Source organism: Streptomyces sp. NPDC090741 (assembly GCF_044769045.1).
Classification (GTDB): Bacteria; Actinomycetota; Actinomycetes; order Streptomycetales; family Streptomycetaceae; genus Streptomyces.
Window position 1 is genome coordinate 85,339 of record NZ_JBIVXF010000003.1, and the last position, 24,034, is coordinate 109,372.

The following is a 24,034-nucleotide window of genomic DNA, read 5'->3' on the forward strand; positions in this document are numbered from 1 at the left end:
GCGCGCATAGCATATGCGATCGGACTTCTATGCAGGAGGACCGCCTATGAACCAGCAGTTCCTCACGTCACCGGTCCGCGTCCCAGGGCAGGGGGAGCCACCGGCCCTCCACCTCCTGGGCGGCCCGCGCGTCATCCATCAGGGGAGATGGCTGGACGTGCCCGAAGGGGGCAAGCGGCTCCTGGCGTTCGTGGCGCTCAACGGCGGCCGGGTCGAGCGCCGGCACGCCGCGGGGACGCTGTGGCCGTCCGGTGACGACCTGCGGGCGGCGGGGAACCTGCGGTCCGCGCTCTGGCGGCTCAAGGCCGCCGGCATCGACCTGCTCGACTCCGACAAGTGCTCGCTCGCGGTGCGCGAGCACACGGTGGTGGACCTGTACGTCCTGTACGGCTGGGCCGGGCGGCTCATCGGCGGCACCGCCACCACCCAGGACCTGTCGGCGCTGAAATGGCGCACCGACGCGCTCGACCTGCTGCCGGGCTGGTACGACGACTGGGTGCTGCTGGAGCGCGAACGGGTCCGCCAGCGGCTGCTGCACGCGCTGGAGGCGCTGAGCCGCGAGCTGGCCCGGGTCGGCCGGCACGCCGAGGCGGTGGAGTCGGCGCTGCTCGCGGTCAGCGCCGAACCGCTGCGGGAGAGCGCCCAGCGGGCCCTGATCGAGGCCCACTTGGCGGAGGGCAACCTGATCGAGGCCATGCGCGCGTACGACACCTACCGTGACCTCGCCACACGCGAACTCGGGGTGGAACCGGGATGCGAACTCTCCGGCCTGATACGGAATTTCTGCCGCTCCGCGACCCGCTCCCGCGAGGTGGTGGCCGCCCGGGTGCGCCACGCCTGATCCGGGGTCAAGCTGGTGGCATGAGGGACGACCTGCCGGGTCGGCGCAGTACCGAACTGCGCCTGGCCCTCGCGATGCGCGGCGGGGTCAGCCTCGCCGTATGGATGGGCGGGGCCTGTTGCGAGACGGCGGCGCTGCGCGTGGCGGCCCAGGAGCCCGCCCCGGATGCGCAGGAGCCCGTCCCGGACGCGGGCCTCTACCCGGGGCTGCTGAACGTGTGCGGATACGAGGACGTCGACATCGACGTCCTCGTCGGGACCAGCGCCGGGGGGCTCAACGGCGTACTGCTGGCCTGCCACCTCGTGTACGGGATGCCCTTCGGGCCGGGCGTACGGGACGTGTGGCTGCGCCTGGGCGACCTCGAAGGACTGCTGCGCCGCTCGACCCCCTTCCACGTGCCCACCTCGCTGATGCGCGGGGACGAGGTCTTCTACACGGAGCTGCGCGGCGCGATGGGCCGGCTCATCAACGAGGCCCCGCCCAAGTGGAAGCGCCCCACCTCGCTTCGGCTGATCCTGACGGCCACCCGGCTGCGCCCGCGCCGGGACCGGGTGCGGCCCACCCTCGGCCGGCCGCTGCTGGTCGGCCGCTCGAACGCGTACTTCCGCTTCCGCCACCGCACCTCGCTGACGGACTTCCCCGTCGACGTCACCGGCGTGGCCCGGGAGGGGGCGCTGAACCGGCTGGCCTACGCGGCCCGTACCTCGTCCTCGTTCCCGGGAGCCTTCGAACCGGCCCGGGTGTACGTCGGGAACGGCGCGCAGCCGGTCGAGGACCCGCCCCGGGTGGACATGCGCGGGGTCAGCAGCGAGAGCGGCTACCCCGACGAGAACCTGAACGGCTGCGCCGAACTCATGGACGGCGGGCTGCTGGACAACATCCCCGTCGCCTGGGCCGTACGGGCCCTCGCCGGGGCCCCGGTCGCCCGCAAGGCCGACCGCTGGCTGCTGTTCCTCCAGCCCGTGCCGCCGTTCCCGCCGCCTTCCGAGCCGGGGACCAGCCGGCGCGTCACCCGGCTGGTGCGGATGGCGGTGAAATCCCTTGCGGTGAAGACCGGTTCCGAGTCCCTGCGCGACGACGACCTCGAACTGCGCGCCGCCGAGGCCGCGGCCCAGCAGAAGCGGGCCGCCACGGGGGTGCTGCCCCCGGCCTTCGTCCAGGCGGACGCCGCGGATCCGGCCCGGCTGGACGCGTACGCCCGTACGGTCGGCAAGGCGGAGGCGCTGCGGCTCATCCGGCTGCTGGAGGACCCGGCCGAGGTGACCGGCCCGGACGCGCTGCCCCTCCCCGCCGGCCCGGGGCCGCTGGAGGTGCTCGACGAGAGCGCGGGGCGCGGTTCGACGGCGCTCTTCACCCGACTGCGCAAGGTGTCCGACCGCCTGGCGGTGGGGCCCGGCATGCTGCCCGGACCCGGGTACTCCCCACTGGCTCTGGCGCGTGCAGTACGGCTGCTCATGGACTGGCTGGGCGCGTACGAGTCCGGCGCCGGGCCGGTGGACATGGAGCTGGTGAAGACGTACCGGAAGCGGCTGTTCGCCTGCCGCCTCGCCGTCGCCACGCTGACCGCCGCGCGGGACCGGCTGCTGCTCGACCGCTACCGGACCGCCCTGTCGCAGGGACTGATCCCCACAGACGTCACCACCCCGTTCCGCGAGGCGACCAGCCTGCTGGGCGCCCTCGTGCTGCCGACGCCCCTGCCCGGGGCCGCCCCCGCGCAGTGGGAGACCTGGGCGGCGGACCTCGCGACGGCCGTCACCGGAGGATCCCTTCCGCAGGCCCCCGCGCCCGGCCCCGGTCCGGCGGCCGTACCGGAGGGCTTCGGGCAGCTGTGGGACCGGCTGGCGGAACTGGGCCAGGAGATCGGCCTGGGCCTGGTTCCCGACGTCGCCGGCTACGAGGCGCTGCACGCGGCGGCAGCCGGCACGGGTCCGCCGATGGCCGATGCGCTCGCGTACGCCGAGGTGCTGCTCGGACCGCTGCGGCCGGACCCGCTGGCCGAGGCCCCCGACATCGACTTCCACACCGTCTCGGCGGCGAACACCAGCTGGGCCACCCGCAGGGTGCTGCCGGACGTGGTCCAGGACTCCCCGAAGGACATGGTCAGGGCCAAGCTCAGCGGCAACCAGCTCAACAACTTCGCCGCGTTCCTCAGCGCCCGATGGCGGATGAGCGACTGGACCTGGGGCCGCCTCGACGGGGCCGCCTCCCTCGTGTCGGTCGTTGCCACCGACGAGCGCCTGGAGGACGCGTTCGGCGCCGCCACCGACCTCACGGCGCTCGGCGAGGCGGTCGCCGCGGCCACGGGACTCGGCTCGGCGTTCATGGAGCTCTGGGCGCAGGAAGTCGCCGCGAACGCGGGCATGGACCGCTGGGACCGGGTACGGGACGTGCTCACCGCCGTACGCCAGCACGAGATCCTGCGCGAGGAGCTGCCGTTCCTCGCCGAACTGAACCGCAAGGGCTTCCGGGGCGGCAACAGGCCCCCGGACCCCCCGCTGCACCCGCCCGCCCTGGCCTCACGGGCCGAGTTCGACGCCGCGCTGGAGTCCTTCGGCAGGATCGGCGAGGAGGAGGTCGGACAGCTCATCCGGGCGCGGGACCCGCGCCGGGCGGCCCTGCGGACCGGGCTCCTCGCCTGGCCGGCGCTCCAGCCCACCGGCCGGGCCGGGGCCCGCGTGGTGCAGGGCGTCCTCGGCGTGCTGAAGCCCCTGGTCTACCTACCGCCCCTGGTCGGGGTGGTGGCCCCGCTGTGGGGTCTGATCGCGGCCGTGCTGTTGTGGACGGGCATCGCCTTCTCCACCGGCCACTGGTCCTCGCTGCTCGCCGACATCCCGGTCTGCCTGTACGCCATGATCGCCCTGGCGGCGCTGGTCCGGCAGTGGATCCGGCCGCCCGGGCTGCGCATCCCCCTCCTGCTGCTCGCGCTGGCCGGTCCGCCCGTCGCCCTCTGGCAGCTGCGCGGCCTGTACACCCCGGAGTCCGACGACGGCTGGCGCACGCTGATCGTCGGGGCCTGCTTCGCCCTCGCCGCCGCGGCCGTGCTGTACGTCGGCACCGACCGCTGGTTGCTGCTGCCGGGGGCGGCTTTGATCGCGGGAGTGATCGCGGGTCTGATCCAGATCGGCCGGCTCCGGGGAGGCGAACCCAACGGATGGTGGGCCGCCCTCGCCCTGTACGCCGTCCTGTTCTGGATCACCTTCGTCCTGCCCTGGCTGTATCCGAAGCCGCGGACCGGACCGACCTGACGGAGCGCCCCGTGCCGATGGCTCAGATAGGGTGAATCGGTAGGAATCGGACCCCCCGGGGTGAGGTCGGTGCGGTGGACACATACCAGTCGACGAGCGAAGTCCCGGACCAGCCGGCCGCGGCCGTCGGGTACGCGGGCGTGCTCAGCGAACTGCTGCCGATCGCGCTGTGGCGGGAGGACGCCGACGGAATCATCGTCGAATGGTCGCTCGCCGCCCAGGACCTGCTCGGCCACCGCCCCGAGGACATCCTCGGCCTCCCCGGCGCCTCCGTACTCGTCCCCGAGCCCAACCACGCGCTCGCCGACGACCTGACCCGGCGGGTCCAGGCGGGCGAGACGGTGGTCGGCACCCTCCCCGTACGCCACCGCGACGGGCACCGCGTCACCATGGAGATGTGGATCGTCCCCGCCGCCGACCCGCAGGGCCGCACCGGGGCCATGCTGATCGCCGTGGAGACCTCCGAGGTCCTGCGCATGCGGGACTCGCTCGCCGCCCTCCAGAGCCTGTTCACCCAGTCGCCCATCGGCCTCGCCACCCTCGGCCCCGACCTGCGCTTCCTGCGCGTCAACGACGCCCTGGCCCGGATGAACGGCGTCCCGGCCGCCGCGCACGTCGGCAAACGACTCACCGAGGTCGTCCCCGGAGTCAACGCCTCCGCGCTCGAAGCGACCATGCGGCAGGTCCTGGACCGGGGCACCGCCGTCGTCGACGTCCGCCGCACCGGCCGGACCCCGGCCGACCCCGAGCACGACCACACCTGGTCCTGCTCCTACGCCCCCCTCCTCGACGGCTCCGGCCGCCCGCTCGGCGTGATCGCCTCCCTGATCGACATCACCGACAGCCAGCAGGCGCAGGGCGAGGCCGAGCGGGCCCGCCACCGCTTCGCCGTCCTCGCCGAGGCCGGGACCCGCATCGGCACCACCCTCGACCTCAGCCAGACCGCCCGGGAGATCGTCGGGGTCCTCGTACCCCAGCTGGCCGACTCGGCCGACGTACAGCTGCTGGAGACCGTCCTCGCCCCCGACGACGCGGCGGCCACCCACGAGGGCGTGCTCCGCCGCATCGCCGTCGAGTTCCCCGACCCCGAGGCCCCCACCGCCCGGCTGGCACCCGGCCAGACCTTCCAGATCCCGCCCGACTCCGTCTACGAACGGGTCATCGCCGAGGGCCGGGCCATGAACCTGTACCGGTCCGACGTGCACGCGCTGCTCCCCGACCCGCGCGCCGCCGAGCTGCGCGACTACCTCGCCACCCTCGGCTCCGCCCGGCTGATCCCGCTCCTCGCCCGCGGCACCGTGCTCGGCGCGGTCACCGTGACCCGGATGAACGACCGCGAGCCCTTCGACGAGCAGGACGGCGTACTCATCGACGAGGTGGTCGCCCGCGCGGCCCTCAACATCGACAACGCCCGGATGTACACCAACCAGCGGCGGGCCGCCCTGACCCTCCAGCGCAGCCTCAGCAACAGCGCCCTCCCCGAGGTCACCGGCTTGGAGCTGACCGGCCGCTACCTGCCCGCCAGCGACCACGACGTCGGCGGCGACTGGTACGACGTCATCCAGCTGCCCGGCGGCCGCACCGGCCTGGTCATCGGCGACGTCATGGGCCACGGCATCCACGCCGCCGCCGTCATGGGACAGCTGCGCACCGCCGTACGCACCCTCGCCCGCCACGACGTCTCCCCGACCAGGCTGCTCCGCTCGCTCGACGAGGCCGTCGCCGACCTGGGCGAGGACGAGATGGCCACCTGCGTCTACGCCGTCCACGACCCGGCCACGGGCGGCTGCGTCATCGCCCGGGCCGGCCACCCGCCGCCGGCCGTGGTCACGGCCGGCGGGGAGGTCGCCTTCCTCGACGGCCCGCCCGGCACCCCGCTGGGCACGGGCGGACAGGAGTTCCGTACCGAGGAGGTCGCCCTGCCGCCCGGGAGCCTGCTCGTGCTGTACACCGACGGGCTCATCGAGTCCCGCGACCGCGACCTCGACCAGGGCATGGCCCAGCTCGGACGGGCGCTGCGCGACGCCGGGCAGCCCCTGGACGTGCTGTGCGACGACATCCTGGCGCGGCTGCTGCCCGAGGCCCCGCAGGACGACGTGGCGGTCCTGCTGGCCCGTACGACGGCCGCCCGGGGCCGCTGACCCCTCGGTGGGGCCCGGCTCGGTGGGGCCGGCTCGGTGAGGCCCGGCCGCGCGTCCCGGGCGCGGTCCCGGGCGAATCGTTACGCCGACGGCCCGGTCACCAGCCCAGTTCCTCCAGCGCCTCCAGGTCCGGTACGGGCGGGACCGGCTCCGGACCCCCGGTCAGCGGCAGCTCGGCCCAGATGACCTTGCCGCGCTGGGTGTAGCGGGTGCCCCAGCGCTCGGCGTACTGCGCGACCAGGAACAGGCCGCGGCCGCCCTCGTCGGTGGTGGCCGCGTACCGCAGGTGCGGCGAGGTGCTGCTGCCGTCGGAGACCTCGCAGATGAGGCTGCGGTCACGCAGCATCCGCACCCGGATGGGTGCGTTCCCGTACCGGATGGCGTTGGTGATGAGCTCGCTGAGGATGAGCTCGGCCGTGAACGCGATGTCCCCCAGACCCCAGTCGGCCAGCTGCGCCGAGCCCGAGCCCCGCACCCGGGAGACCGCCGCCGGATCGGGCGGCACCTCCCACTCGGCGATCCGGTCCGCCTCCAGCCGCCGGGTGTCGGCGATCAGCAGGGCGATGTCGTCGTTCGGCGCCGGGAACAGCAGCGTGGCCAGTACGTCGGCACAGGCCTGTTCGGGGCTGCGGCCGGGGCGGGAGAGGGTCTCGGCCAGCATGCCGAGGCCGGTGTCGAAATCCCGGTCGCGGTCCTCCAGCAAGCCGTCCGTGAACAGCACGAGCCGGCTCGACTCCGGCAGCCGCAGCTCCACGGCCTCGAAGGGCATGCCGCCCACCCCGAGCGGCAGCCCGGTGGGCAGCTGCGGGAACTCCACGGCGCCGTCCGGCCGGACCAGGGCCGGTCCGGGGTGCCCGGCGCTCGCCATCGCGCAGACCCCGGAGACCGGGTCGTACACCGCGTACAGGCAGGTGGCGCCGGTGACGCCGGCGGCCTCGCCCGCCCCCTCCGCGGGGTCCCCGGCGCCCCCGGACTCGTTCTGGTCGATCCGGTGGATCAGCTCGTCCAGGTGCCCGAGCAGTTCGTCCGGAGGCATGTCCAGGGAGGAGAAGTTGTGCACGGCGGTGCGCAGCCGGCCCATCGTGGCCGCCGCGTGCACCCCGTGCCCGACGACGTCGCCGACGACCAGCGCCACCCGGGCGCCGGCGAGCGGGATCACGTCGAACCAGTCCCCGCCCACCCCGGCCTTCGCCGGCAGGTACCGGAAGGCCACGTCCACGGCGGTCTGGTCCGGCAGCACCCGGGGCAGCAGGCTCCGCTGGAGGGCCACCGCAGTCGCGTGCTCCCGGGTGTAGCGGCGGGCGTTGTCGATGGAGACGGCCGCCCGGGCCCCCAGCTCCTCCGCGAACGACAGGTCCTCCTCGTCGAAGGCCTCCGGGGTGTCGGCGGCCCGCCAGAAGTTCGCCATGCCGAGGACCACCCCGCGGGCCTGCAGCGGCACCGAGATCAGCGAGTGCAGCCCGTACTCCAGGGCCTGGCGGGTGCCGGCCTCGTCCTGGGCCCGCCAGCCCATCGCGGCGTTCAGATCGGGTGCGAGCACCGCGTGCCCGGCGTCCAGGGCCGCCGCCATCGGCGCCGTCGGCACCACGAACCGGATGATGTCGCCGACCGGCTGCAGCGGCTGGTCGGTGCGCACCCCGCTCATCGCCGCCCGGCGCATCTCCGTGTAGACGCCGGCCGCCCGCGAGGGCTCCTCGCCCTTCAGCACCGGCTCCAGCAGCTCCACCGTCACGAAGTCGGCGAACCGGGGGACGGCCACCTCCGAGAGCTCCTCGGCGGTACGCGCCACGTCCAGGGTGCTGCCGATCCGCACCCCCGCGTCGTACAGCAGCTGGAGCCGCTCCCGGGCCACCTCGGCACGCCCGGAGAGCGCGGCGAGCTCGGTGGTGTCGCGCAGGGTCATGACGCTGCCGGACGGGTGCCCTCCGTACGGCTTGGTCGGGCGGACGTTGACGGCCAGGAGCCGGTCGCCGGCCAGGTGCACCTCGTCCGTGGCGACCCGCCCGGACACCAGCAGGGAGGTGGTCCGCGGATCGAGGCCGAGTTCGCCCACGTGGCGCTGCTCGGCGTCGGGCGGCAGGTTCAGCAGCCGCCGGGCCTCGTCGTTGGCGAGCAGCAGCCGCTGGTCGTCGCTGATGATCAGGACGCCCTCGCGCACCGCGTGCAGGACGGCCTCGTGGTGCTCGTTCATCCGGGCCATGTCGGCCGCGCCCAGGCCCCGGGTCTGGCGCCGCAGCCGCCGGCTGACCAAGGCGGCGCCGCCCGTGCCGAGCAGCAGCGCGCCGGCCGCCGCGCCGAGCAGCAGCGGCAGCTGACCGGCGACCGCGTCGGAGACGGTGGCGATCTCGATGCCGGTGCCGACCAGGCCGACGACCTTGCCGCTCGCGTCCCGTACGGGGACCACGGCGCGGACCGCGTCGCTCGGCGAGCCCGTGTACACCTCGGTGAAGGACTGCCCGGCCACGGCGCGCGAGAGGTCGCCGGAGGCCCGCTTGCCGATCAGGTCCGGCCGGGAGTCGGTGTAGCGCAGCCCGTCGGGCGTCATCACGGCGATGAAGTCGACGCCCGCGGCCCGCCGCGCGGCCTCGGCCAGGGGCTGCAGCTCGGCCGTCGGATTCGGGGATTTCAGGGCGGCGGGGAGGCCGGGGGCGTGGGCGAAGGCCTCGGCGGCCGCCAGCGAGCGGTGGCGCGCGTCGCGCTGGGTGCCGTACCGCTCCTGGAACACGAGGGCGAGCGCGGCCGCGGTGATCAGCAGGAGGACGATGAACGCCATGAGCGCGAAGACCTGACCGGCGACACTGCGGGCGCTCCGGGAGCGGCGCGCGAGCAGGCCCGGGTCCGGCCCGGTCGGCTGCCGGGGCGGGGATCCCCTGGGTCGACCCAAACGTCCGGTCATGAGCCATTTCTAACACTGTCACCGGGATTTGGGCGGGGCTGCCGATGTGGCGGTCGCCGCATTGCGGTACGCGCGGGGGCTGAGGCCGACGTACGAGGTGAAATGCTGGCGGAAGGTGACCTCGCTGGCGAAGCCGGCCCGCCGGGCCACCTCCGGCACCGGGTGGTCGGTGCGCTCCAGCAGCTTGCGGGCCGCGTCCAGGCGGTGGCCGAGGAGCCAGCGGTGCGGGGTGGTGCCGGTCGCGGCGACGAAATGGCGGGCGAAGGAGCGCGGCGACATCCCGGCCCAGCGGGCCAGCATGGCCACGGACAGTGGTTCGTGCAGATGGCGCAGGGCCCGCTCCCGTACGGCCGCCAGGGCCTCGGCGGTCCGGTCCGCCGCCGGGGTGGGCCGGTCCAGGTACTGGGCGTGGTCGCCGGTGCGGAACGGCCCGGTCACCATGGACCGGGCGATGGCGGCGGCGGCCTCCGCGCCGTGGGCCTGCCGTACGAGGTGCAGGCAGAGGTCGATCCCGGAGGCCACCCCGGCGGAGGTCCACAGCCCGGCGTCCTCCACGTACAGCGGGGCGTCCTCGACCAGTACGGACGGGTGGCGCGCGGCGAGCCGCGGAGCCAGCGACCAGTGGGTCACGGCCCGGCGGCCCGCGAGCAGCCCCGCCTCGGCGAGGATGAAGGCCCCGGCGCACAGCGCGGCCACCGCCGCGCCCCGGGCGTGCGCCTCGCGCAGGGCGGCGAGGACCGGCCCGGGCGTCGGGTCGGACGGCTCGGCCAGCGCCGGTACGACGACGAGATCGGCCTCGGTGAGCCAGTCGAGCCCCCGGTCGGGGGCCAGGGTGAGCCCGCCGGGCAGCGCGATCGGGTCGGCGTCGACGGCGCACCGGCGCAGCTCGAAGCGGGGGACGCCCAGCCGGCTGCGGTCGGGACCCCAGACCTCGGTGATGACGGCGAGGTCGAAGCTGCGGATGCCGGGCTGGACGACGATGGCGACACGATGCATGCTGCCATCCTGGCAGGATCCCATCGGTTCGGGTCCCGGTTGCCGCTGTCGGCGCGCCCGTCCGCCGAAGACCATGAACCCATGACGAAGAACGAGATCGCACTCGCCCCGAACGCTGCGCTGCTGGTCATCGACGTACAGAAGGGCTTCGACGACGCGTCGTACTGGGGCCCGCGCAACAACCCGGCCGCCGAGGCCAACATCGCCGCCCTGATGGACGCCTGGCAGCGGTCCGGCCGCCCGTTGGTCCTGGTCCAGCACGCCTCGCGGACCGCCGGCTCGGTCCTGGCCGCCGACCGGCCCGGCCACGCCTTCAAGGACTTCGTGGCGGACCGCGCGGGGAAGGAGTCCCTGCTGGTCACCAAGACGGTGAACTCCTCCTTCTACGGCACCCCCGACCTGGCCGAGTGGCTCACCGCCGAGGGCATCGGCCAGCTGGTGGTGTCCGGGATCCAGACCAACATGTGCGTCGAGACCACCGCGCGGATGGCCGGCAACCTCGGCTACGACGTCCTCGTCCCGCTCGACGCCACCCACACCTTCGACCTCGCCGGCCCGGAAGGACTCCGCCTGACGGCCGACCAGCTGGCCACGGCCACCGCCGTCAACCTCCAGGGCGGCGGCTTCGCCCGCGTGGTGAGCACGGCTCAGCTGCTCGCCGCCTCCGGGTCCCCGGCCCAGGTCACCGCGTAGTACCGCAGCCGCTCGTCCTCCCCGACGAGCCGCATCCCGGCCGCGGCCATGACCCGGTGCGAGGCGGCGTTCTCCCGGCCGGCGTCGCCCGCCGCCCCGGTCGCCCCGGCCGCACGGGCATGGCCGAGCAGCGCCCGCAGGGCCTCGGCGGCGTAGCCGCGGCCGCGGGCCGCCGGGATCAGCCCGTAACCGACGGTCACCACCCCGGCCGCGTCGGCCGGGCCGTGGAAGCCCGCACCGCCGATCGTCAGCCCGTCGGCGCGCCTGCGGATCTCGTACGCCCCGAACGGCGCCGGATCCCCGCTCTCGGCCAGCACCCGCAGATATCGCCGCGCCCCGGCCCGGTCCCCGTCGTCCGGATACCCGTCCCCCCAGCGGCACCCGTTCCCCGGCACGCCCGAGAGCACCGCCCGGGCCCGCCCCGCGTCCAGGGGCACCAGCACGATCCGTCCGCTCACCAGTTGATCCATGCCCCACGGACTACCACCCCGGCCGCCCGCCCCGCACGGGGTTTGCGGCCCCACGCGCGGGCGGGCCGGACGGTGAGGCCGGAAAACGCCGAGGCCCGGCGCCCCCGTTCGGGGGCGCCGGGCCCAGGTCGTGTCGTCGAAGGAGCGTCGGCCGACCGGAGGTCAGAGGACGTCGGCGGCGATGTTCTGCGCGACCTGCTCCAGCAGGGGACCCGCGTTCGGGATGGACTTGGCCGGGTCGGGCTCCAGGTCCGTCAGCGGGTACGCCTTGCGGATGCCGGCCGCCTCCAGGGCCTCCTGGCCCAGCAGCAGACGGCCGCAGACCGCCACGACCGGCTTGCCCGCCGCGCGCGCAGCGGCCGCGACACCGGCCGGGGCCTTGCCGTGCAGGGTCTGCTCGTCCAGCGAGCCCTCACCGGTGATCACCAGCGTGGCCCGCTCCAGCGCCGGCGCGAAGCCCAGCACCTCCAGCATCAGCTCGATCCCGGGCCGGAACGACGCGCCGAGCAGCAGCGCCCCGTACCCGATGCCGCCCGCGCCACCCGCACCCGGGGCGGCGGCCAGCCGGCCGGCCTTCTCGCCGATCGACTTCTCCAGCACCACCGCGAAGTGCGCCAGCGCCGAGTCCAGCGCCGCCACGTCCTCGGGCGACGCCCCCTTCTGCGGGCCGTAGACCGCGGGCGCGCCCTTCGGGCCCGTCAGCGGGTTGTCCACGTCGCTGGCCAGGACGAGGTCGACCTCCGCGAAGCGCGGGTCGATCCCGGACAGGTCCGCGGACGCCAGCGCGGCGAGCGCGCCGCCGCCCGGACCGACCGCTTCACCGTTCGCGTCCAGGAACACCGCACCCAGCGCGGCCAGCATCCCCGCACCGCCGTCGGTGGTGGCGCTGCCGCCCACGCCGAAGACGATCGAGCGCGCGCCCGCGTCCAGCGCGGCCTTCAGCAGCTCGCCCGAGCCGTACGTGGTCGCCGTCAGCGGGGCGAACACACCCGCCGGCAGCAGCTGGAGCCCGGAGGCCTCCGCCATCTCGACCACGGCGGTGCCCTCGCGGAGTGCGAAAGCGGCCGTCACCTGCTCGCCGAGCGGTCCGGTGACCCGTACCTCCCGGCGCTCGAACCCGGCCGCCACGGCGGCCGCGACCGTGCCGTCGCCGCCGTCCGCGACGGGGAGGGTCTCGATCTCCACGTCCGGTACGGCCTTGCGAAGGCCGGCCGTCACCCGCTCCGCGACCTGAACGGCCGTGAGCGAGCCCTTGAATTTGTCCGCGGCGATGAGCACGCGCGCGGTCTCAGTTACTGCTCCGTCCGTCACCTTGCTAATCCCTTGCTATCGAACAGTGCAGTCGCGCCTCCATGAGCCTATCCGGAGGATCCTCCTATGCCCATGGGTGGCCTGGGTCACACGCGGCGTGCCATCCCCCTAAATAGGGATATACGCCTGCATAGTGTGGCCGCATGAGCGCGGATTCACCGGAAGACGCACGTCCGCAGGGCTCGGACCCCGAACCGGACCGTGCCATCGTCACCATCGGGGTGATCGCCGTGCTGGTGGTCGTCGCGTGGGCGGCGCTCGGCAAGCAGTCCTTCGACACGGCGTCGAGCACCGCGCTGGCCTGGGTCCTGGCCAATTTCGCCTGGCTGTTCGTCATCGCCGCCGACGTCTTCCTGGTCATGTGCGTCGTCCTCGCCATCAGCCGCTTCGGCCGGATCCGGCTCGGCGCCGACGACTCCGAGCCCGAGTTCACCAACCTCGCGTGGATCGCGATGATGTTCAGCGCCGGCATGGGCATCGGCCTGATGTTCTACGGGGTCGGCGAGCCGCTCACGCACTACCTGCACCCGCCGCCCGCCTCCGGGGCCGCCCCCGGCTCGGGCGCCGCCGCCCGCGCGGCCCTCGACTACTCCTTCTTCCACTGGACGCTCACCCCCTGGGCGATCTACGGCATCGCCGGCCTCGCCCTCGCCTACGCCACCTTCCGCAAGGGCCGCGGCAACCGGCTCAGCGCCGCCTTCGTCCCGCTGATGGGGGAGGCGCGCGCCAACGGCCGGCCCGGCAAGGCCATCGACCTGCTCGCCGTCTTCGCCACCGTCTTCGGCACCGCGACCAGCCTCGGCCTCGGCGCGCTCCAAGTCGCCGAAGGGCTCCACATCACGGCCGGGATCGAGGACTCCACCGGCGTCGAGCTGATCATCATCGCCTCGCTCTCCGCGGCCTTCGTGCTCTCCGCCTTCTCCGGCCTGCACAAGGGCGTGAAATGGCTGAGCACGATCAACCTCGTGCTCGCCGCCGCCCTGATGCTCTTCGTCTTCCTCCTCGGCCCGACCGTCTACATCCTCGACGTGATCCCCGCCGGCGTCGGCAGCTACCTGCACGAACTGCTGCCCTTGGCCACCAGCACCGGCGCCTTCACCGACAGCGCCTGGCTCGGCACGTGGACGATCTTCTACTGGGCGTGGTGGCTGTCCTGGGCGCCGTTCGTCGGCACCTTCATCGCCCGCATCTCGCACGGGCGCACCATCCGCGAGTTCCTCATCGGCGTTCTGCTCGTGCCCAGCGGCGCCACGGTGGTCTGGTTCTGCGTGATGGGCGGCACCGCGATCCGCCTCGACTCCACCGGCGCCGCCGACCTCGCCGTCAAGGTCAAGGACGGGGCCGAGGCCTCTCTCTTCGCCATGCTGGACGCGCTCCCGCTGGGCACCGTCACCTCGTACGCGGCCATGGCCCTGGTCATGACGTACTTCGTCACCAGCGCCGACTCGGCCTCCCTGGTGATGGGCTCGCTCACCAGCCGCGGCTCGCTGAACCCGCCCATCTGGCTCGTCGTCACCTGGGGCGTGCTGATGGCTGCGGTGGCGGCCGTACTCCTGGTCGCGGGCGGCCTCAAATCCCTCCAGACCGCCACCATCCTCGTCGCGCTGCCCTTCGTGATCGTCATGCTGCTGCTCTGCTGGGCGCTGGTGAAGGAGCTCCGCGAGGACCCCGGCGCCGGCCCCGCCCGCCACCACGCCCTGCACGGGGTCCGCGACGCGGTCACGGCGATGGTCGGCGACGCCCTCACCGAAGCGGGCCCGACCCGCCACCCGCGCCTGCGCCGCCTGGCCGACTCCACCCGCCGGGACCGCGAGACCCCGCCCCCGCCGGACACCCCGGAGGCATGAGCCCGGTGGGGCGGCTGGGTAGGGTTGGCGACGTGACCACCACCGATGACTACGCCACGTACATCGCGAGCCTGCCCCGGGTGCTGGCCGGGGCCGCCGCGCTCTACCGGGACACCGACGGTCGGGTGCTGCTCGTCGAGCCCAACTACCGCGAGGGCTGGGCCCTGCCGGGCGGCACCGTCGAATCGGACCTCGGCGAGTCCCCGCGGGCGGCCGCCCGCCGCGAGAGCGCCGAGGAGATCGGCCTGGACCTGCCGCTCGGCCGGCTGCTCGCCGTCGACTGGACGCTCGGCGAGGGCCGTCCGCCGCTGGTCGCGTACCTCTACGACGGCGGCGTGCTCGACGCGGCGCAGCTCGCCTCGATCAAGCTCCAGGAGGCGGAACTGCTCTCCTGGCGGCTGGTCGAGCCCGCCGAACTCACCGCGTACCTCCCCGGATCGCTCGGCCGCCGCACCCAGGAGGCCTACCGGGTCCTGGAGTCCGGCGAGGGCACCGCGGAGCTGGAGAACGGCAGCCGCCCGGTCTCCTCGTGACACCGGGCTTACTTCGAGCAGGACAGAATCATCTGATGATCAAGATGTACGCCTGGCCCAGCACCGCCGACGGGCCGGACGCCCTCCCCATGGTCCACTTCACCACCGAGCAGCAGGAGGGCGGCGAGGTCACCCCCGAGGGGACGCCGGTGTGGCTGTTCGACACCGCGATACGCGAGGGCGGCTGGGCCTCGTTCACCGACTTCGAGGGCTGGTCCGCCCCCGCCGCCGGCTGGCAGGCCTTCTACCGCCGCGAGGACGACCTCCTCGCCGTCACCGGCCCGGGCGCCTGCGAGGGCTGGTACCAGGGCAACCTCGGCGCCGACGCCGACTGGGTGGAGGCGGCCACCGCCCAACAGAGCGTGGTCCTGCTCGCCGCCCCCGTCCAGCACCCGTCCCTGTACGCCTACGCGGTGGAGGCCGGCGCGGGGTTCGCCCTGCTCGTCCCCCTCGCGATGGTCTGATCTACAGCGCCGTCGCACCGGCCTCGAAGGCCAGCAGCCGCACCTTGCGCTCGACGCCGCCGCCGTAGCCGGTCATGCTCCCCGAGGCACCGATCACCCGGTGGCACGGAACGATGATGCTGACCGGGTTCTTCCCGTTGGCCAGGCCCACCGCGCGCGAGGCGCTCGGCTTGCCGAGCTCGGCCGCGAGCTCCCCGTACGACCAGGTCTCGCCGTACGGGATCCGTACCAGCTGGTCCCACACGCTGCGCTGGAACGCGGTGCCCTCCAGCCGGACGGGCACGTCGAACTCGGTGAGCTCCCCGGCGAAGTACGCGGCCAGCTGCCGCACGACCTCGGGGAAGGGCTCCTCGGTCGCGGCGACCCGCTCCCCGAAGGACTCCTCGGCCGGCCGGTGCCGCTGCCCGGTCATGTACAGGCCGCTGAGGACGCCGTCCGAGGCGACGAGGGTGAGCGGGCCGTACGGGCTCTCGACGACGGTGTGCTGCTTGGTGTTCATGACGGAACGCACTCCTCAGACGGGCAGGTGGTTGATGGGGTGGGCATCGGTGGCCCACAGGTACTGCACGGCGTACGCGCGCCAGGGCCGCCAGCCGGCCGCCCGGGCGGTGAGCGCCGCGGGCGTGGACGGCAGCCCGAGCTCCTTCGCGGCCCGCCGGACCCCGAGGTCGGACGGCAGGAAGGCGTCGGGATCGCCCAGCGCCCGCATCGCGATCACCTCGGTGGTCCACGGGCCGAACCCGGGCAGCGCGTTCAGCCGCGCGCGGGCCGCCTCCCAGTCGCTGTCGATGCCGAGCGGGAGCGAGCCGTCGGCCAGTGCGCCGACGAGGGTGGTGAGGGTGGTGCGCCGGCTCGCCGGGAGGGCCAGGGACCGCGGGTCCAGGGCAGCCAGCGCCTGAGGCGAGGGGAACAGGTGGGTCAGCCCGCCCTCGGGATCGGGATCGGCCACCGGCTCCCCGTACGAGGCGACCAGCCGGGCCGCGTGCGTACGGGCCGCCGCCGTGGACACCTGCTGGCCGAGCACGGCCCGTACGGCGAACTCCGCCGCGTCGACCGTACGCGGCACCCGGCGTCCCGGGGCCTTGTCCACGAGCGGGGCCAGCAGCGGGTCGGCGCGCAGCTGCTCGTCGACGGCCTCGGGATCGGCGTCGAGGTCGAGCATCCAGCGGCAGCGGCTGATGGCGATGGTGAGGTCGCGCAGGTCGGTGAGGGCCAGCTGGCAGCCGATGTGGTCGGGCCGCGGGCTGAGCGCGACGACCCCGGTGCCGTACGGGAGCCGCAGCGTCCGGCGGTAGGCGCCGGCCCGCCACTCCTCGACGCCGGGGACGGCGGTGGCGGCGAGGTGGCCGAAGAGGTTGTCGGGGTTGAGCGGGGCCCGGTACGGCAGGCGCAGGCTGATCGTCCCGGGCACCCTGGGGACGTGCCGGTTCGCCTTCTCGGCCCGCAGGCGCAGCTCGCCGGGGGCGAGGGCGAAGACCTCGCGGACGGTCTCGTTGAAGGTCCGGATGGAGGAGAACCCGGCGGCGAAGGCGATGTCGCCCATCGGCAGCTCGGAAGTCTCGATCAGCAGCCGGGCGGTCTGGGCGCGCTGGGCCCGGGCGAGCGCGAGGGGCCCGGCGCCGAGCTCGGCGTTCAGCTGCCGCTCCACCTGGCGCGTGGAGTACCCCAGCCGCACCGCCAGCCCCGGGACGCCCTCGCGGTCCACGACGCCGTCCTGGATGAGCCGCATGGCCCGGGCGACGGCGTCGGCGCGGGCGTTCCACTCGGGGGAGCCGGGGGAGGTGTCGGGCCGGCACCGCTTGCAGGCCCGGAACCCGGCCTGCTGGCAGGCGGCGGCACTCGGCAGGAAGGTCATGTTCTCGACCTTGGGGGGCACCGCGGGGCAGCTGGGCCGGCAGTAGATGCCGGTGGTCCGCACAGCGGTGAAGAACCATCCGTCGAAGCGGGCGTCCTTCGACTGCACGGCCCTCACGCAGCGGTCGGTGTCGGTGTACATGGCTCCAGCATCCCGGCCCAGCCCCTGCCGGGCTGGCGATTTTCCGACATCAAGCGTAGCCGCCGCCGCATGCGAAAGCCCCCGGCGCCTGACGGCGGCCGGGGGCCTCGTACGAACTGCGGCGGTCCGCTCTACGGGAGCTGCGACGCCGCTCGCGCCTCGCGGCGGTTGTTGCGGAAGGTGTTCGCGCGACGGGTCGTCGCGAACAGCGGGATGGTCGCCGCCAGGGCGATCTGGAGCGCGCAGCCCGCCTGGAGCAGCGCCTGACCGCCCGGGGCGTCGAACGCCCAGGCCGCCAGCAGGCCCATGGCCCCGACGATCCAGCTCAGCATCGCGACCGCGAGGACACCCCGCGGCTTCGGGTACTCGACCCGGCTCACCATCAGCCAGGCCACCCCGATGATCGCCAGCAGCGTCGGGACGAACGGGAGCTCCAGCAGCACGATCGAGACGACCGTCAGCGCGCCGAAGGGGCTCGGCATGCCCTGGAACATGCCGTCCTTCATGGTCACGCAGCTGAATCTCGCGAGTCTGAGCACCACGGCCAGCAGCACCACGATCGCGGCCAGCGCGGACATCTTCTGCACCGCGTCGTCGGCGACCATGCCGTAGACGAGCACGAAGTACGCTGGCGCCAGTCCGAAGCTGATCAGGTCGGACAGGTTGTCCAGCTCGGCGCCCATCGGTGAGCTGCGCAGCTTGCGGGCCACGATGCCGTCGAAGAGGTCGAAGACCGCCGCGAGCAGCATCAGTATCACTGCCGTCGCGGCGCTGTTACGGGCCATGCCCGACTCGCCGCTGCCGGTGAGGTGCGGGATGAGGATCCCGGTGGTGGTGAAGTACACCGCCATGAATCCGCACGTCGCGTTGCCGAGTGTGAGGGTGTCCGCTATCGACAGCCGCAGCGAGAGCGGCATGTCGTCCTCGGCGGACTCCTCCTCCGCGGCCTCGGGCACCCAGCCACCCGACGGTGTGGTGGGAGTCTCAGGGTCAGTCACGGTCAATTCGGGTCACCCCCGCGGTGGTGGCCTGTCCGACCTCGACCGCGACCTCGACACCCTCGGGGAGGTAGATGTCGACGCGGGAGCCGAAGCGGATCAGACCGATGCGTTCGCCCTGCTCCACCTTGGTACCGGCCGGCAGGTACGGGACGATGCGGCGTGCGACGGCGCCTGCGATCTGCACCATCTCGATGTCGCCGAGCTCGGTGTCGAAGTGCCAGACAACGCGCTCGTTGTTCTCGCTCTCCTTGTTGAACGCCGGGACGAACCCGCCCGGGATGTGCTCCACGGACGTCACCGTGCCCGCGAGGGGCGCGCGGTTGACGTGGACGTTCAGCGGGCTCATGAAGATCGCGACCCGGGTCCGTCCGTCCTTCCACGGCATGATGCTCTGCACCACACCGTCGGCGGGCGAGATGACCCGGCCCTGCGTGATCTCACGCTCGGGGTCGCGGAAGAACCACAGCATGCCCGCCGCGAGAGCGGTGGTGGGCACGGCCACCGCGGCCCAGCGGCCGGACTTGCGGGCCCGGGTCAGGCTGAGCGCAGCGGTGGCGACGGTCGGCAGGAGCCACGGCGATGCTCCGCGTGCGAGACGTCCACCGAGGATGCCGACGCGAGGTGCAGAGGTTTGGCTGTGGGGCATGGATGACCTTCGTAGCGGGTGATTGCCGCGCCGCAAACAGGGGGACGGGACGGCGGCTTTACTGGAATGCTATCGGTTGCACGCAACAACTGGGCAAGCCAGAAGCCGAGTCGATGGCCGCCGGCCAGTGACTGCCAGTGATTCTTTTGCGACGAACCCATGGAGGATCCGCCGCAAAAGGGACTTTCAGCCCTGGAGCCGGTACTCCTCGAGCAGGCGTCGACCGATGATCATTTTCTGGATCTCGGCCGTACCTTCACCGATCAGCAGCATCGGTGCCTCCCGGTAGAGGCGCTCGATCTCGTACTCCTTCGAGAATCCGTAGCCGCCATGGATACGGAAGGCGTCCTCGACTACCTCCTTGCAGTATTCGGAGGCGAGGTACTTCGCCATCCCTGCCTCGAGGTCGTTTCGTTCCCCGGAGTCCTTTTTGCGTGCTGCATTAACCATCATCGCATGGGCGGCCTCGACCTTGGTAGCCATCTCGGCCAGCTTGAACTGGATGGCCTGGTGCTCCGCGATCGCCTTGCCGAAAGTGTGACGTTGCTGGGCATAAGAGACACCCAGCTCGAACGCACGCTGTGCGACGCCGCAGCCACGCGCCGCCACGTTCACGCGGCCGACCTCGACCCCGTCCATCATTTGGTAAAACCCTCGGCCCGTCTGGCCTCCGAGGACCCGATTGGCCGGAATGCGCAGTCCGTCCATGATCAGCTCGGTGGTGTCGACGCCCTTGTAGCCCATCTTGTCGATCTTGCCCGGGATGGTCAGGCCCGGACGGACCTCACCGAAGCCCGGCTCCTTCTCGACGAGGAAGGTCGTCATCGACTTGTGCGGGGCCGTGCCCTCGGGGTGTCCTTCGTCACTGCGGACCAGCACGGCCACCAGGGTCGAGGAGCCGCCGTTCGTCAGCCACATCTTCTGGCCGTTCAGGACGTACTCCTCGCCGTCCTTCACCGCCTTGGACGTGATGGCCGACACGTCGGAGCCCAGCCCCGGCTCGGACATCGAGAACGCGCCGCGCACCTCGCCCAGCGCCATGCGGGGCAGGAAGTGGTCCTTCTGCTCCTGCGTGCCGTGCTGCTTGAGCATGTACGCCACGATGAAGTGGGTGTTGATGATGCCCGAGACGGACATCCAGCCCCGCGCTATTTCCTCCACGCACAGCGCGTAGGTGAGCAGCGACTCACCCAGGCCGCCGTACTCCTCCGGAATCATCAGGCCGAAGAGGCCGAGTTCCTTGAGGCCGTCGACGATCTGCTGCGGGTACTCGTCACGGTGTTCGAGCTCGGTCGCGACCGGGATGATCTCCTTGTCGACGAACTCCCGGACGGTCTTGAGGATCTCCCGCTGGACGTCGGTCAGCCCGGCGGTCTGGGCGAGTCGGGCCATGGCTACTTCCCCTGTTCCTTCAGCTGCGGGCGGCCGGGCTGCTCGCCGCCGCGCTCCTTGATGTACGTCTCGGTCGGGACCATCACCTTGCGCCGGAAGACGCAGACGAGGGTGCCGTCCTGCTTGTAGCCCTTGGTCTCCACGTAGACGATCCCGCGGTCGTTCTTCGACTTGGACGGGGTCTTGTCGAGGACCGTGGTCTCGCCGTAGATGGTGTCGCCGTGGAAGGTCGGCGCCACGTGCCGCAGCGACTCGATCTCCAGGTTGGCGATGGCCTTCCCGGAGACGTCCGGCACGGACATGCCGAGCAGCAGCGAGTAGATGTAGTTGCCCACGACCACGTTCTTGCCGAAGTCGGTCGTGTTCTCGGCGTAATTGCTGTCCATGTGGAGCGGGTGGTGATTCATGGTCAGCAGACAGAAGAGGTGGTCGTCGTACTCCGTGACCGTCTTCCCGGGCCAGTGCTTGTAGACCGCGCCGACCTCGAACTCCTCGTACGTACGTCCGAACTGCATGGGACTCAGGCCTCCGCCGTCTTCTCGATCGAGGGGTGTTCGAACTTGGTGGTGCGCTGCATTCCCGCCGCGCGGCCCTTGCCCGCGATGACCAGGGCCATCTTGCGGCTGGCCTCGTCGATCATCTCGTCGCCGAGCATGGCCGAGCCCTTCTTGCCGCCGGCCTCGGAGGTGCACCAGTCGTACGCGTCGAGGATCAGCTCGGAGTGGTCGTAGTCCTCCTGGGAGGGGGAGAAGACCTCGTTGGCCGCGTCGACCTGGCCCGGGTGCAGCACCCACTTGCCGTCGAAGCCCAGCGCCGCCGCCCGGCCCGCCACCTCGCGGTACGCGTCCACGTCGCGGATCTGGAGGAAGGGGCCGTCGATCGCCTGGAGGTTGTGCATGCGGGCCGCCATCAGGATCCGCATCAGGATGTAGTGGTAGGCGTCCGCCGGGTAGCCGGGCGGCTGCATGCCCACGACCAGCGACTTCATGTTGATCGAGGCCATGAAGTCGGCCGGGCCGAAGATGATGGTCTCCAGCCGCGGCGAGGCGGCCGCGATCTCGTCGACGTTGACCAGGCCCTTGGCGTTCTCGATCTGCGCCTCGATGCCGATCTTGCCGACCTCGAAGCCCATCGTCTTCTCGATCTGCGTCAGCAGCAGGTCCAGCGCCACGACCTGCTGGGCGTCCTGGACCTTCGGCAGCATGATGCAGTCGAGGTTCTGGCCCGCGCCCTCCACCACCGTGATGACGTCGCGGTACGTCCAGTGCGTGGTCCAGTCGTTGACGCGCACGACCCGGGTCTTGCCCGTCCAGTCGCCGTTGTTCAGCGCGTCCACGATCGTGTGGCGGGCGCCTTCCTTGGCGAGCGGGGCGCAGGCGTCCTCCAGGTCGAGGAAGACCTGGTCGGCCGGCAGGCCCTGGGCCTTCTCCAGGAACCGCGGGTTCGAACCCGGCACCGCGAGGCAGGAACGGCGCGGCCGAAGGCGGTTCACGGGAGACGTGGGCGTGGTCATGCGGGGACCTCCAGAGGGTCGAGCTTGTTCGCTTTCCGGATCTCGTCGACGATACGGCCGATGATCTCCGTGATACCGAAGTCCTTGGGTGTGAAGACGGCGGCCACTCCGGCCGCCTTGAGGGCGATGGCGTCGGCGTTCGGAATGATGCCGCCGAGGACGACCGGGATGTCACCCGCCCCCGCCGTACGGAGGCGTTCCAGCACGTCCGGCACGAGCGCGCTGTGCGATCCGGACAGGATGGACAGTCCCACGCAGTGCACGTCCTCGGCCAGCGCCGCGGAGGAGATCTCCTCGGGCGTCAGCCGGATGCCCTGGTAGACCACCTCGAATCCGGCGTCGCGGGCCCGTACGGCGATCTGCTCGGCGCCGTTGGAGTGCCCGTCCAGGCCGGGCTTGCCGACCAGCAGGCGCAGCCGGCCGGAGCCCAGGTCCTCGGCGGTCCGGGCGACCTTCTCGCGGACGAGGGCCATCGGAGTGCCCTTCTCGGCGGTGACCGCCACCGGGGCCGAGGAGACCCCGGTCGGGGCGCGGAACTCGCCGAACACCTCGCGCAGGGCGTTCGCCCACTCGCCGGTGGTGACACCGGCCCGGGCGCACTCCAGGGTGGCCTCCATCAGGTTCTCGGTCCCGGCCGCGGCCGCCTTGAGCCGGTCCAGGGCCTGCATCACGGTTGGGAAGACGAACGGGTCGCCGTTCCCCTGCCGGTCCGAGGACTCCTGCCGCTCGGCCCGCCAGCGGACGATCCGCTCCACGGTCAGCGCCTCGACGGCCGGGTCGACCGTCATGATGGCGCCGTCCAGGTCGGCCGTCAGCGGGTTCTCCTCGGTCTGCTCGAAGCAGTTGACGCCGACGATCTTGTCCTCGCCGGCCTCGATCCGGGCGCGCCGCTCGGCGTGCGAGGAGACCAGCTGGGACTTCAGGTACCCGGACTCGACGGCGGCCATCGCGCCGCCCATCTCCTGGATCCGGTCGATCTCGGCCAGGCAGTCGACGACCAGGGAGTCGACTTTGGTCTCGATGACGTGGGATCCGGCGAAGATGTCCTCGTACTCCAGCAGGTCGCTCTCGTGCGCCAGGACCTGCTGGATGCGCAGCGACCACTGCTGGTCCCAGGGCCGGGGCAGACCCAGCGCCTCGTTCCAGGCCGGCAGCTGCACGGCGCGGGCGCGGGCGTCCTTGGAGAGGGTGACCGCGAGCATCTCCAGCACGATGCGCTGGACGTTGTTCTCCGGCTGCGCCTCGGTCAGGCCGAGGGAGTTGACCTGGACGCCGTACCGGAAGCGGCGCTGCTTGGCGTTCTCGATGCCGTAGCGCTCGCGGGTGACCTGGTCCCAGATGCGGCCGAAGGCGCGCATCTTGCACATCTCCTCGATGAAGCGGACGCCCGCGTTCACGAAGAACGAGATACGGGCGACCACTTCGCCGAAACGATCCTCCGGAACCTGGCCCGAGTCGCGCACCGAGTCGAGCACGGCGATCGCCGTCGACATCGCGTACGAGATCTCCTGGACCGGGGTGGCCCCGGCCTCCTGGAGGTGGTACGAGCAGATGTTGATCGGGTTCCACTTCGGGATGTGGTTGACCGTGTACGCGATCATGTCCGTCGTCAGACGGAGCGAGGGCCCGGGCGGGAAGACGTGCGTCCCGCGCGAGAGGTACTCCTTGACGATGTCGTTCTGGGTGGTGCCCTGGAGCTGGGCGATGTCCGCGCCCTGCTCCTCGGCGGCCACCTGGTAGAGCGCCAGCAGCCACATGGCGGTGGCGTTGATCGTCATCGAGGTGTTCATCTGCTCCAGGGGGATGTCCTGGAACAGCCGCCGCATGTCGCCGAGATGGGAGACCGGGACCCCGACCCGGCCCACCTCGCCGCGGGCGAGGATGTGGTCGGGGTCGTAGCCGGTCTGCGTCGGGAGGTCGAACGCGACCGACAGGCCGGTCTGGCCCTTGGCGAGGTTGCGGCGGTACAGCTCGTTGGACGCCTCGGCCGTGGAGTGGCCGGCGTACGTCCGCATGAGCCACGGACGGTCTTTCTGGCGCTCTGTCATC

Annotated in this window: 19 protein-coding genes; 7 read left to right on the forward strand and 12 right to left on the reverse strand. The window is 72.4% G+C overall.

Translation table 11 applies throughout. The annotated features are described in order from the left end of the window. Positions 1–46 precede the first annotated feature (46 nt). The 3 genes from ACIQU4_RS10000 to ACIQU4_RS10010 all read left to right on the forward strand — a co-directional run bounded on the left by ACIQU4_RS10000 (position 47) and on the right by ACIQU4_RS10010 (position 6,227). The gene (locus ACIQU4_RS10000) at positions 47–841 is read left to right on the forward strand and encodes a BTAD domain-containing putative transcriptional regulator (RefSeq protein WP_403727880.1); all 795 of its coding nucleotides are present in this window, start codon (positions 47–49) and stop codon (positions 839–841) included. Between the two features lie 20 nt (positions 842–861). Further along, the gene (locus ACIQU4_RS10005) at positions 862–4,086 is read left to right on the forward strand and encodes a DUF3376 domain-containing protein (protein ID WP_403727882.1); all 3,225 of its coding nucleotides are present in this window, start codon (positions 862–864) and stop codon (positions 4,084–4,086) included. Between the two features lie 74 nt (positions 4,087–4,160). After that, complete coding sequence (locus tag ACIQU4_RS10010; RefSeq protein ID WP_403727884.1) at positions 4,161–6,227, forward strand: SpoIIE family protein phosphatase; 2,067 nt, start codon at positions 4,161–4,163, stop codon at positions 6,225–6,227. Positions 6,228–6,324: 97 nt separating this feature from the next. On the opposite strand, the gene ACIQU4_RS10015 is transcribed toward ACIQU4_RS10010, so the two are convergent. Continuing rightward, entirely contained in the window at positions 6,325–9,123 is a 2,799-nt protein-coding gene (locus tag ACIQU4_RS10015) for a SpoIIE family protein phosphatase (protein ID WP_403727886.1), read from the reverse strand. 18 nt (positions 9,124–9,141) lie between these two features. Then, entirely contained in the window at positions 9,142–10,119 is a 978-nt protein-coding gene (locus ACIQU4_RS10020; protein WP_403727888.1) for a GlxA family transcriptional regulator, read from the reverse strand. 81 nt (positions 10,120–10,200) lie between these two features. Here ACIQU4_RS10020 and ACIQU4_RS10025 point away from each other — a divergent pair, with 81 nt between their 5' ends. After that, positions 10,201–10,812: a cysteine hydrolase family protein gene (locus tag ACIQU4_RS10025; RefSeq protein ID WP_403727890.1), complete on the forward strand. Its 612-nt coding sequence runs from the start codon at positions 10,201–10,203 to the stop codon at positions 10,810–10,812. Here the strand turns inward: ACIQU4_RS10025 and ACIQU4_RS10030 are convergent. Further along, positions 10,767–11,270 (reverse strand): GNAT family N-acetyltransferase, encoded by a 504-nt coding sequence (locus ACIQU4_RS10030; protein ID WP_403727892.1) that lies wholly within the window; start codon positions 11,268–11,270, stop codon positions 10,767–10,769. The genes ACIQU4_RS10025 and ACIQU4_RS10030 overlap by 46 nt on opposite strands. A 174-nt stretch (positions 11,271–11,444) precedes the next feature. Beyond that, entirely contained in the window at positions 11,445–12,593 is a 1,149-nt protein-coding gene (locus ACIQU4_RS10035) for a glycerate kinase (RefSeq protein WP_403727894.1), read from the reverse strand. A gap of 143 nt (positions 12,594–12,736) precedes the next feature. Here ACIQU4_RS10035 and ACIQU4_RS10040 point away from each other — a divergent pair, with 143 nt between their 5' ends. From ACIQU4_RS10040 to ACIQU4_RS10050, 3 genes are read left to right on the forward strand one after another with little or no spacing between them, the layout of a single operon-like run. Next, positions 12,737–14,440, forward strand: a complete 1,704-nt coding sequence (locus tag ACIQU4_RS10040) for a BCCT family transporter (RefSeq protein ID WP_403727895.1) — start codon at positions 12,737–12,739, stop codon at positions 14,438–14,440. Between the two features lie 32 nt (positions 14,441–14,472). Further along, positions 14,473–14,973 (forward strand): NUDIX domain-containing protein, encoded by a 501-nt coding sequence (locus ACIQU4_RS10045; protein ID WP_403727896.1) that lies wholly within the window; start codon positions 14,473–14,475, stop codon positions 14,971–14,973. Positions 14,974–15,008: 35 nt separating this feature from the next. Then, positions 15,009–15,437, forward strand: coding sequence for a hypothetical protein (locus ACIQU4_RS10050; protein WP_403727897.1), 429 nt, complete (start codon positions 15,009–15,011; stop codon positions 15,435–15,437). Between the two features lies 1 nt (position 15,438). Here ACIQU4_RS10050 and ACIQU4_RS10055 read toward each other — a convergent pair whose 3' ends face one another. From ACIQU4_RS10055 to ACIQU4_RS10090, 8 genes are all read right to left on the reverse strand, one after another. After that, a complete protein-coding gene (locus tag ACIQU4_RS10055) occupies positions 15,439–15,936 on the reverse strand; it encodes a methylated-DNA--[protein]-cysteine S-methyltransferase (RefSeq protein WP_403727899.1) in 498 nt (165 codons plus the stop codon). 15 nt (positions 15,937–15,951) lie between these two features. Continuing rightward, positions 15,952–17,433 carry an AlkA N-terminal domain-containing protein gene (locus ACIQU4_RS10060; protein ID WP_403727900.1) on the reverse strand — a complete coding sequence of 494 codons (1,482 nt, stop codon included), beginning with the start codon at positions 17,431–17,433 and terminating at the stop codon, positions 15,952–15,954. Between the two features lie 131 nt (positions 17,434–17,564). Next, complete coding sequence (gene pssA / locus ACIQU4_RS10065) at positions 17,565–18,389, reverse strand: CDP-diacylglycerol--serine O-phosphatidyltransferase (protein WP_385586011.1); 825 nt, start codon at positions 18,387–18,389, stop codon at positions 17,565–17,567. 34 nt (positions 18,390–18,423) lie between these two features. Next, positions 18,424–19,080, reverse strand: coding sequence for a phosphatidylserine decarboxylase (locus tag ACIQU4_RS10070; RefSeq protein WP_030868027.1), 657 nt, complete (start codon positions 19,078–19,080; stop codon positions 18,424–18,426). Positions 19,081–19,266: 186 nt separating this feature from the next. Further along, entirely contained in the window at positions 19,267–20,472 is a 1,206-nt protein-coding gene (locus ACIQU4_RS10075) for an acyl-CoA dehydrogenase family protein (RefSeq protein WP_048476593.1), read from the reverse strand. Between the two features lie 2 nt (positions 20,473–20,474). Further along, the gene (locus ACIQU4_RS10080; protein ID WP_030155134.1) at positions 20,475–20,987 is read right to left on the reverse strand and encodes a MaoC family dehydratase; all 513 of its coding nucleotides are present in this window, start codon (positions 20,985–20,987) and stop codon (positions 20,475–20,477) included. A gap of 5 nt (positions 20,988–20,992) precedes the next feature. After that, positions 20,993–21,985 carry an HpcH/HpaI aldolase/citrate lyase family protein gene (locus tag ACIQU4_RS10085; RefSeq protein WP_403727902.1) on the reverse strand — a complete coding sequence of 331 codons (993 nt, stop codon included), beginning with the start codon at positions 21,983–21,985 and terminating at the stop codon, positions 20,993–20,995. After that, complete coding sequence (locus ACIQU4_RS10090; protein ID WP_403727903.1) at positions 21,982–24,033, reverse strand: protein meaA; 2,052 nt, start codon at positions 24,031–24,033, stop codon at positions 21,982–21,984. The genes ACIQU4_RS10085 and ACIQU4_RS10090 overlap by 4 nt, the downstream gene beginning before the upstream one ends. Position 24,034 lies beyond the last annotated feature (1 nt).

Bases quoted from the DNA above. Each gene is read 5' to 3' on its own strand.
- ACIQU4_RS10000 (WP_403727880.1), top strand. From the start codon at position 47: ATGAACCAGCAGTTCCTCACGTCACCGGTCCGCGTCCCAGGGCAGGGG.
- ACIQU4_RS10005 (WP_403727882.1), top strand. From the start codon at position 862: ATGAGGGACGACCTGCCGGGTCGGCGCAGTACCGAACTGCGCCTGGCC.
- ACIQU4_RS10015 (WP_403727886.1), bottom strand. From the start codon at position 9,123: ATGACCGGACGTTTGGGTCGACCCAGGGGATCCCCGCCCCGGCAGCCG.
- ACIQU4_RS10020 (WP_403727888.1), bottom strand. From the start codon at position 10,119: ATGCATCGTGTCGCCATCGTCGTCCAGCCCGGCATCCGCAGCTTCGAC.
- ACIQU4_RS10025 (WP_403727890.1), top strand. From the start codon at position 10,201: ATGACGAAGAACGAGATCGCACTCGCCCCGAACGCTGCGCTGCTGGTC.
- ACIQU4_RS10040 (WP_403727895.1), top strand. From the start codon at position 12,737: ATGAGCGCGGATTCACCGGAAGACGCACGTCCGCAGGGCTCGGACCCC.
- ACIQU4_RS10050 (WP_403727897.1), top strand. From the start codon at position 15,009: ATGATCAAGATGTACGCCTGGCCCAGCACCGCCGACGGGCCGGACGCC.
- ACIQU4_RS10055 (WP_403727899.1), bottom strand. From the start codon at position 15,936: ATGAACACCAAGCAGCACACCGTCGTCGAGAGCCCGTACGGCCCGCTC.
- ACIQU4_RS10060 (WP_403727900.1), bottom strand. From the start codon at position 17,433: ATGTACACCGACACCGACCGCTGCGTGAGGGCCGTGCAGTCGAAGGAC.
- ACIQU4_RS10070 (WP_030868027.1), bottom strand. From the start codon at position 19,080: ATGCCCCACAGCCAAACCTCTGCACCTCGCGTCGGCATCCTCGGTGGA.
- ACIQU4_RS10075 (WP_048476593.1), bottom strand. From the start codon at position 20,472: ATGGCCCGACTCGCCCAGACCGCCGGGCTGACCGACGTCCAGCGGGAG.
- ACIQU4_RS10080 (WP_030155134.1), bottom strand. From the start codon at position 20,987: ATGCAGTTCGGACGTACGTACGAGGAGTTCGAGGTCGGCGCGGTCTAC.
- ACIQU4_RS10085 (WP_403727902.1), bottom strand. From the start codon at position 21,985: ATGACCACGCCCACGTCTCCCGTGAACCGCCTTCGGCCGCGCCGTTCC.
- ACIQU4_RS10090 (WP_403727903.1), bottom strand. From the start codon at position 24,033: ATGACAGAGCGCCAGAAAGACCGTCCGTGGCTCATGCGGACGTACGCC.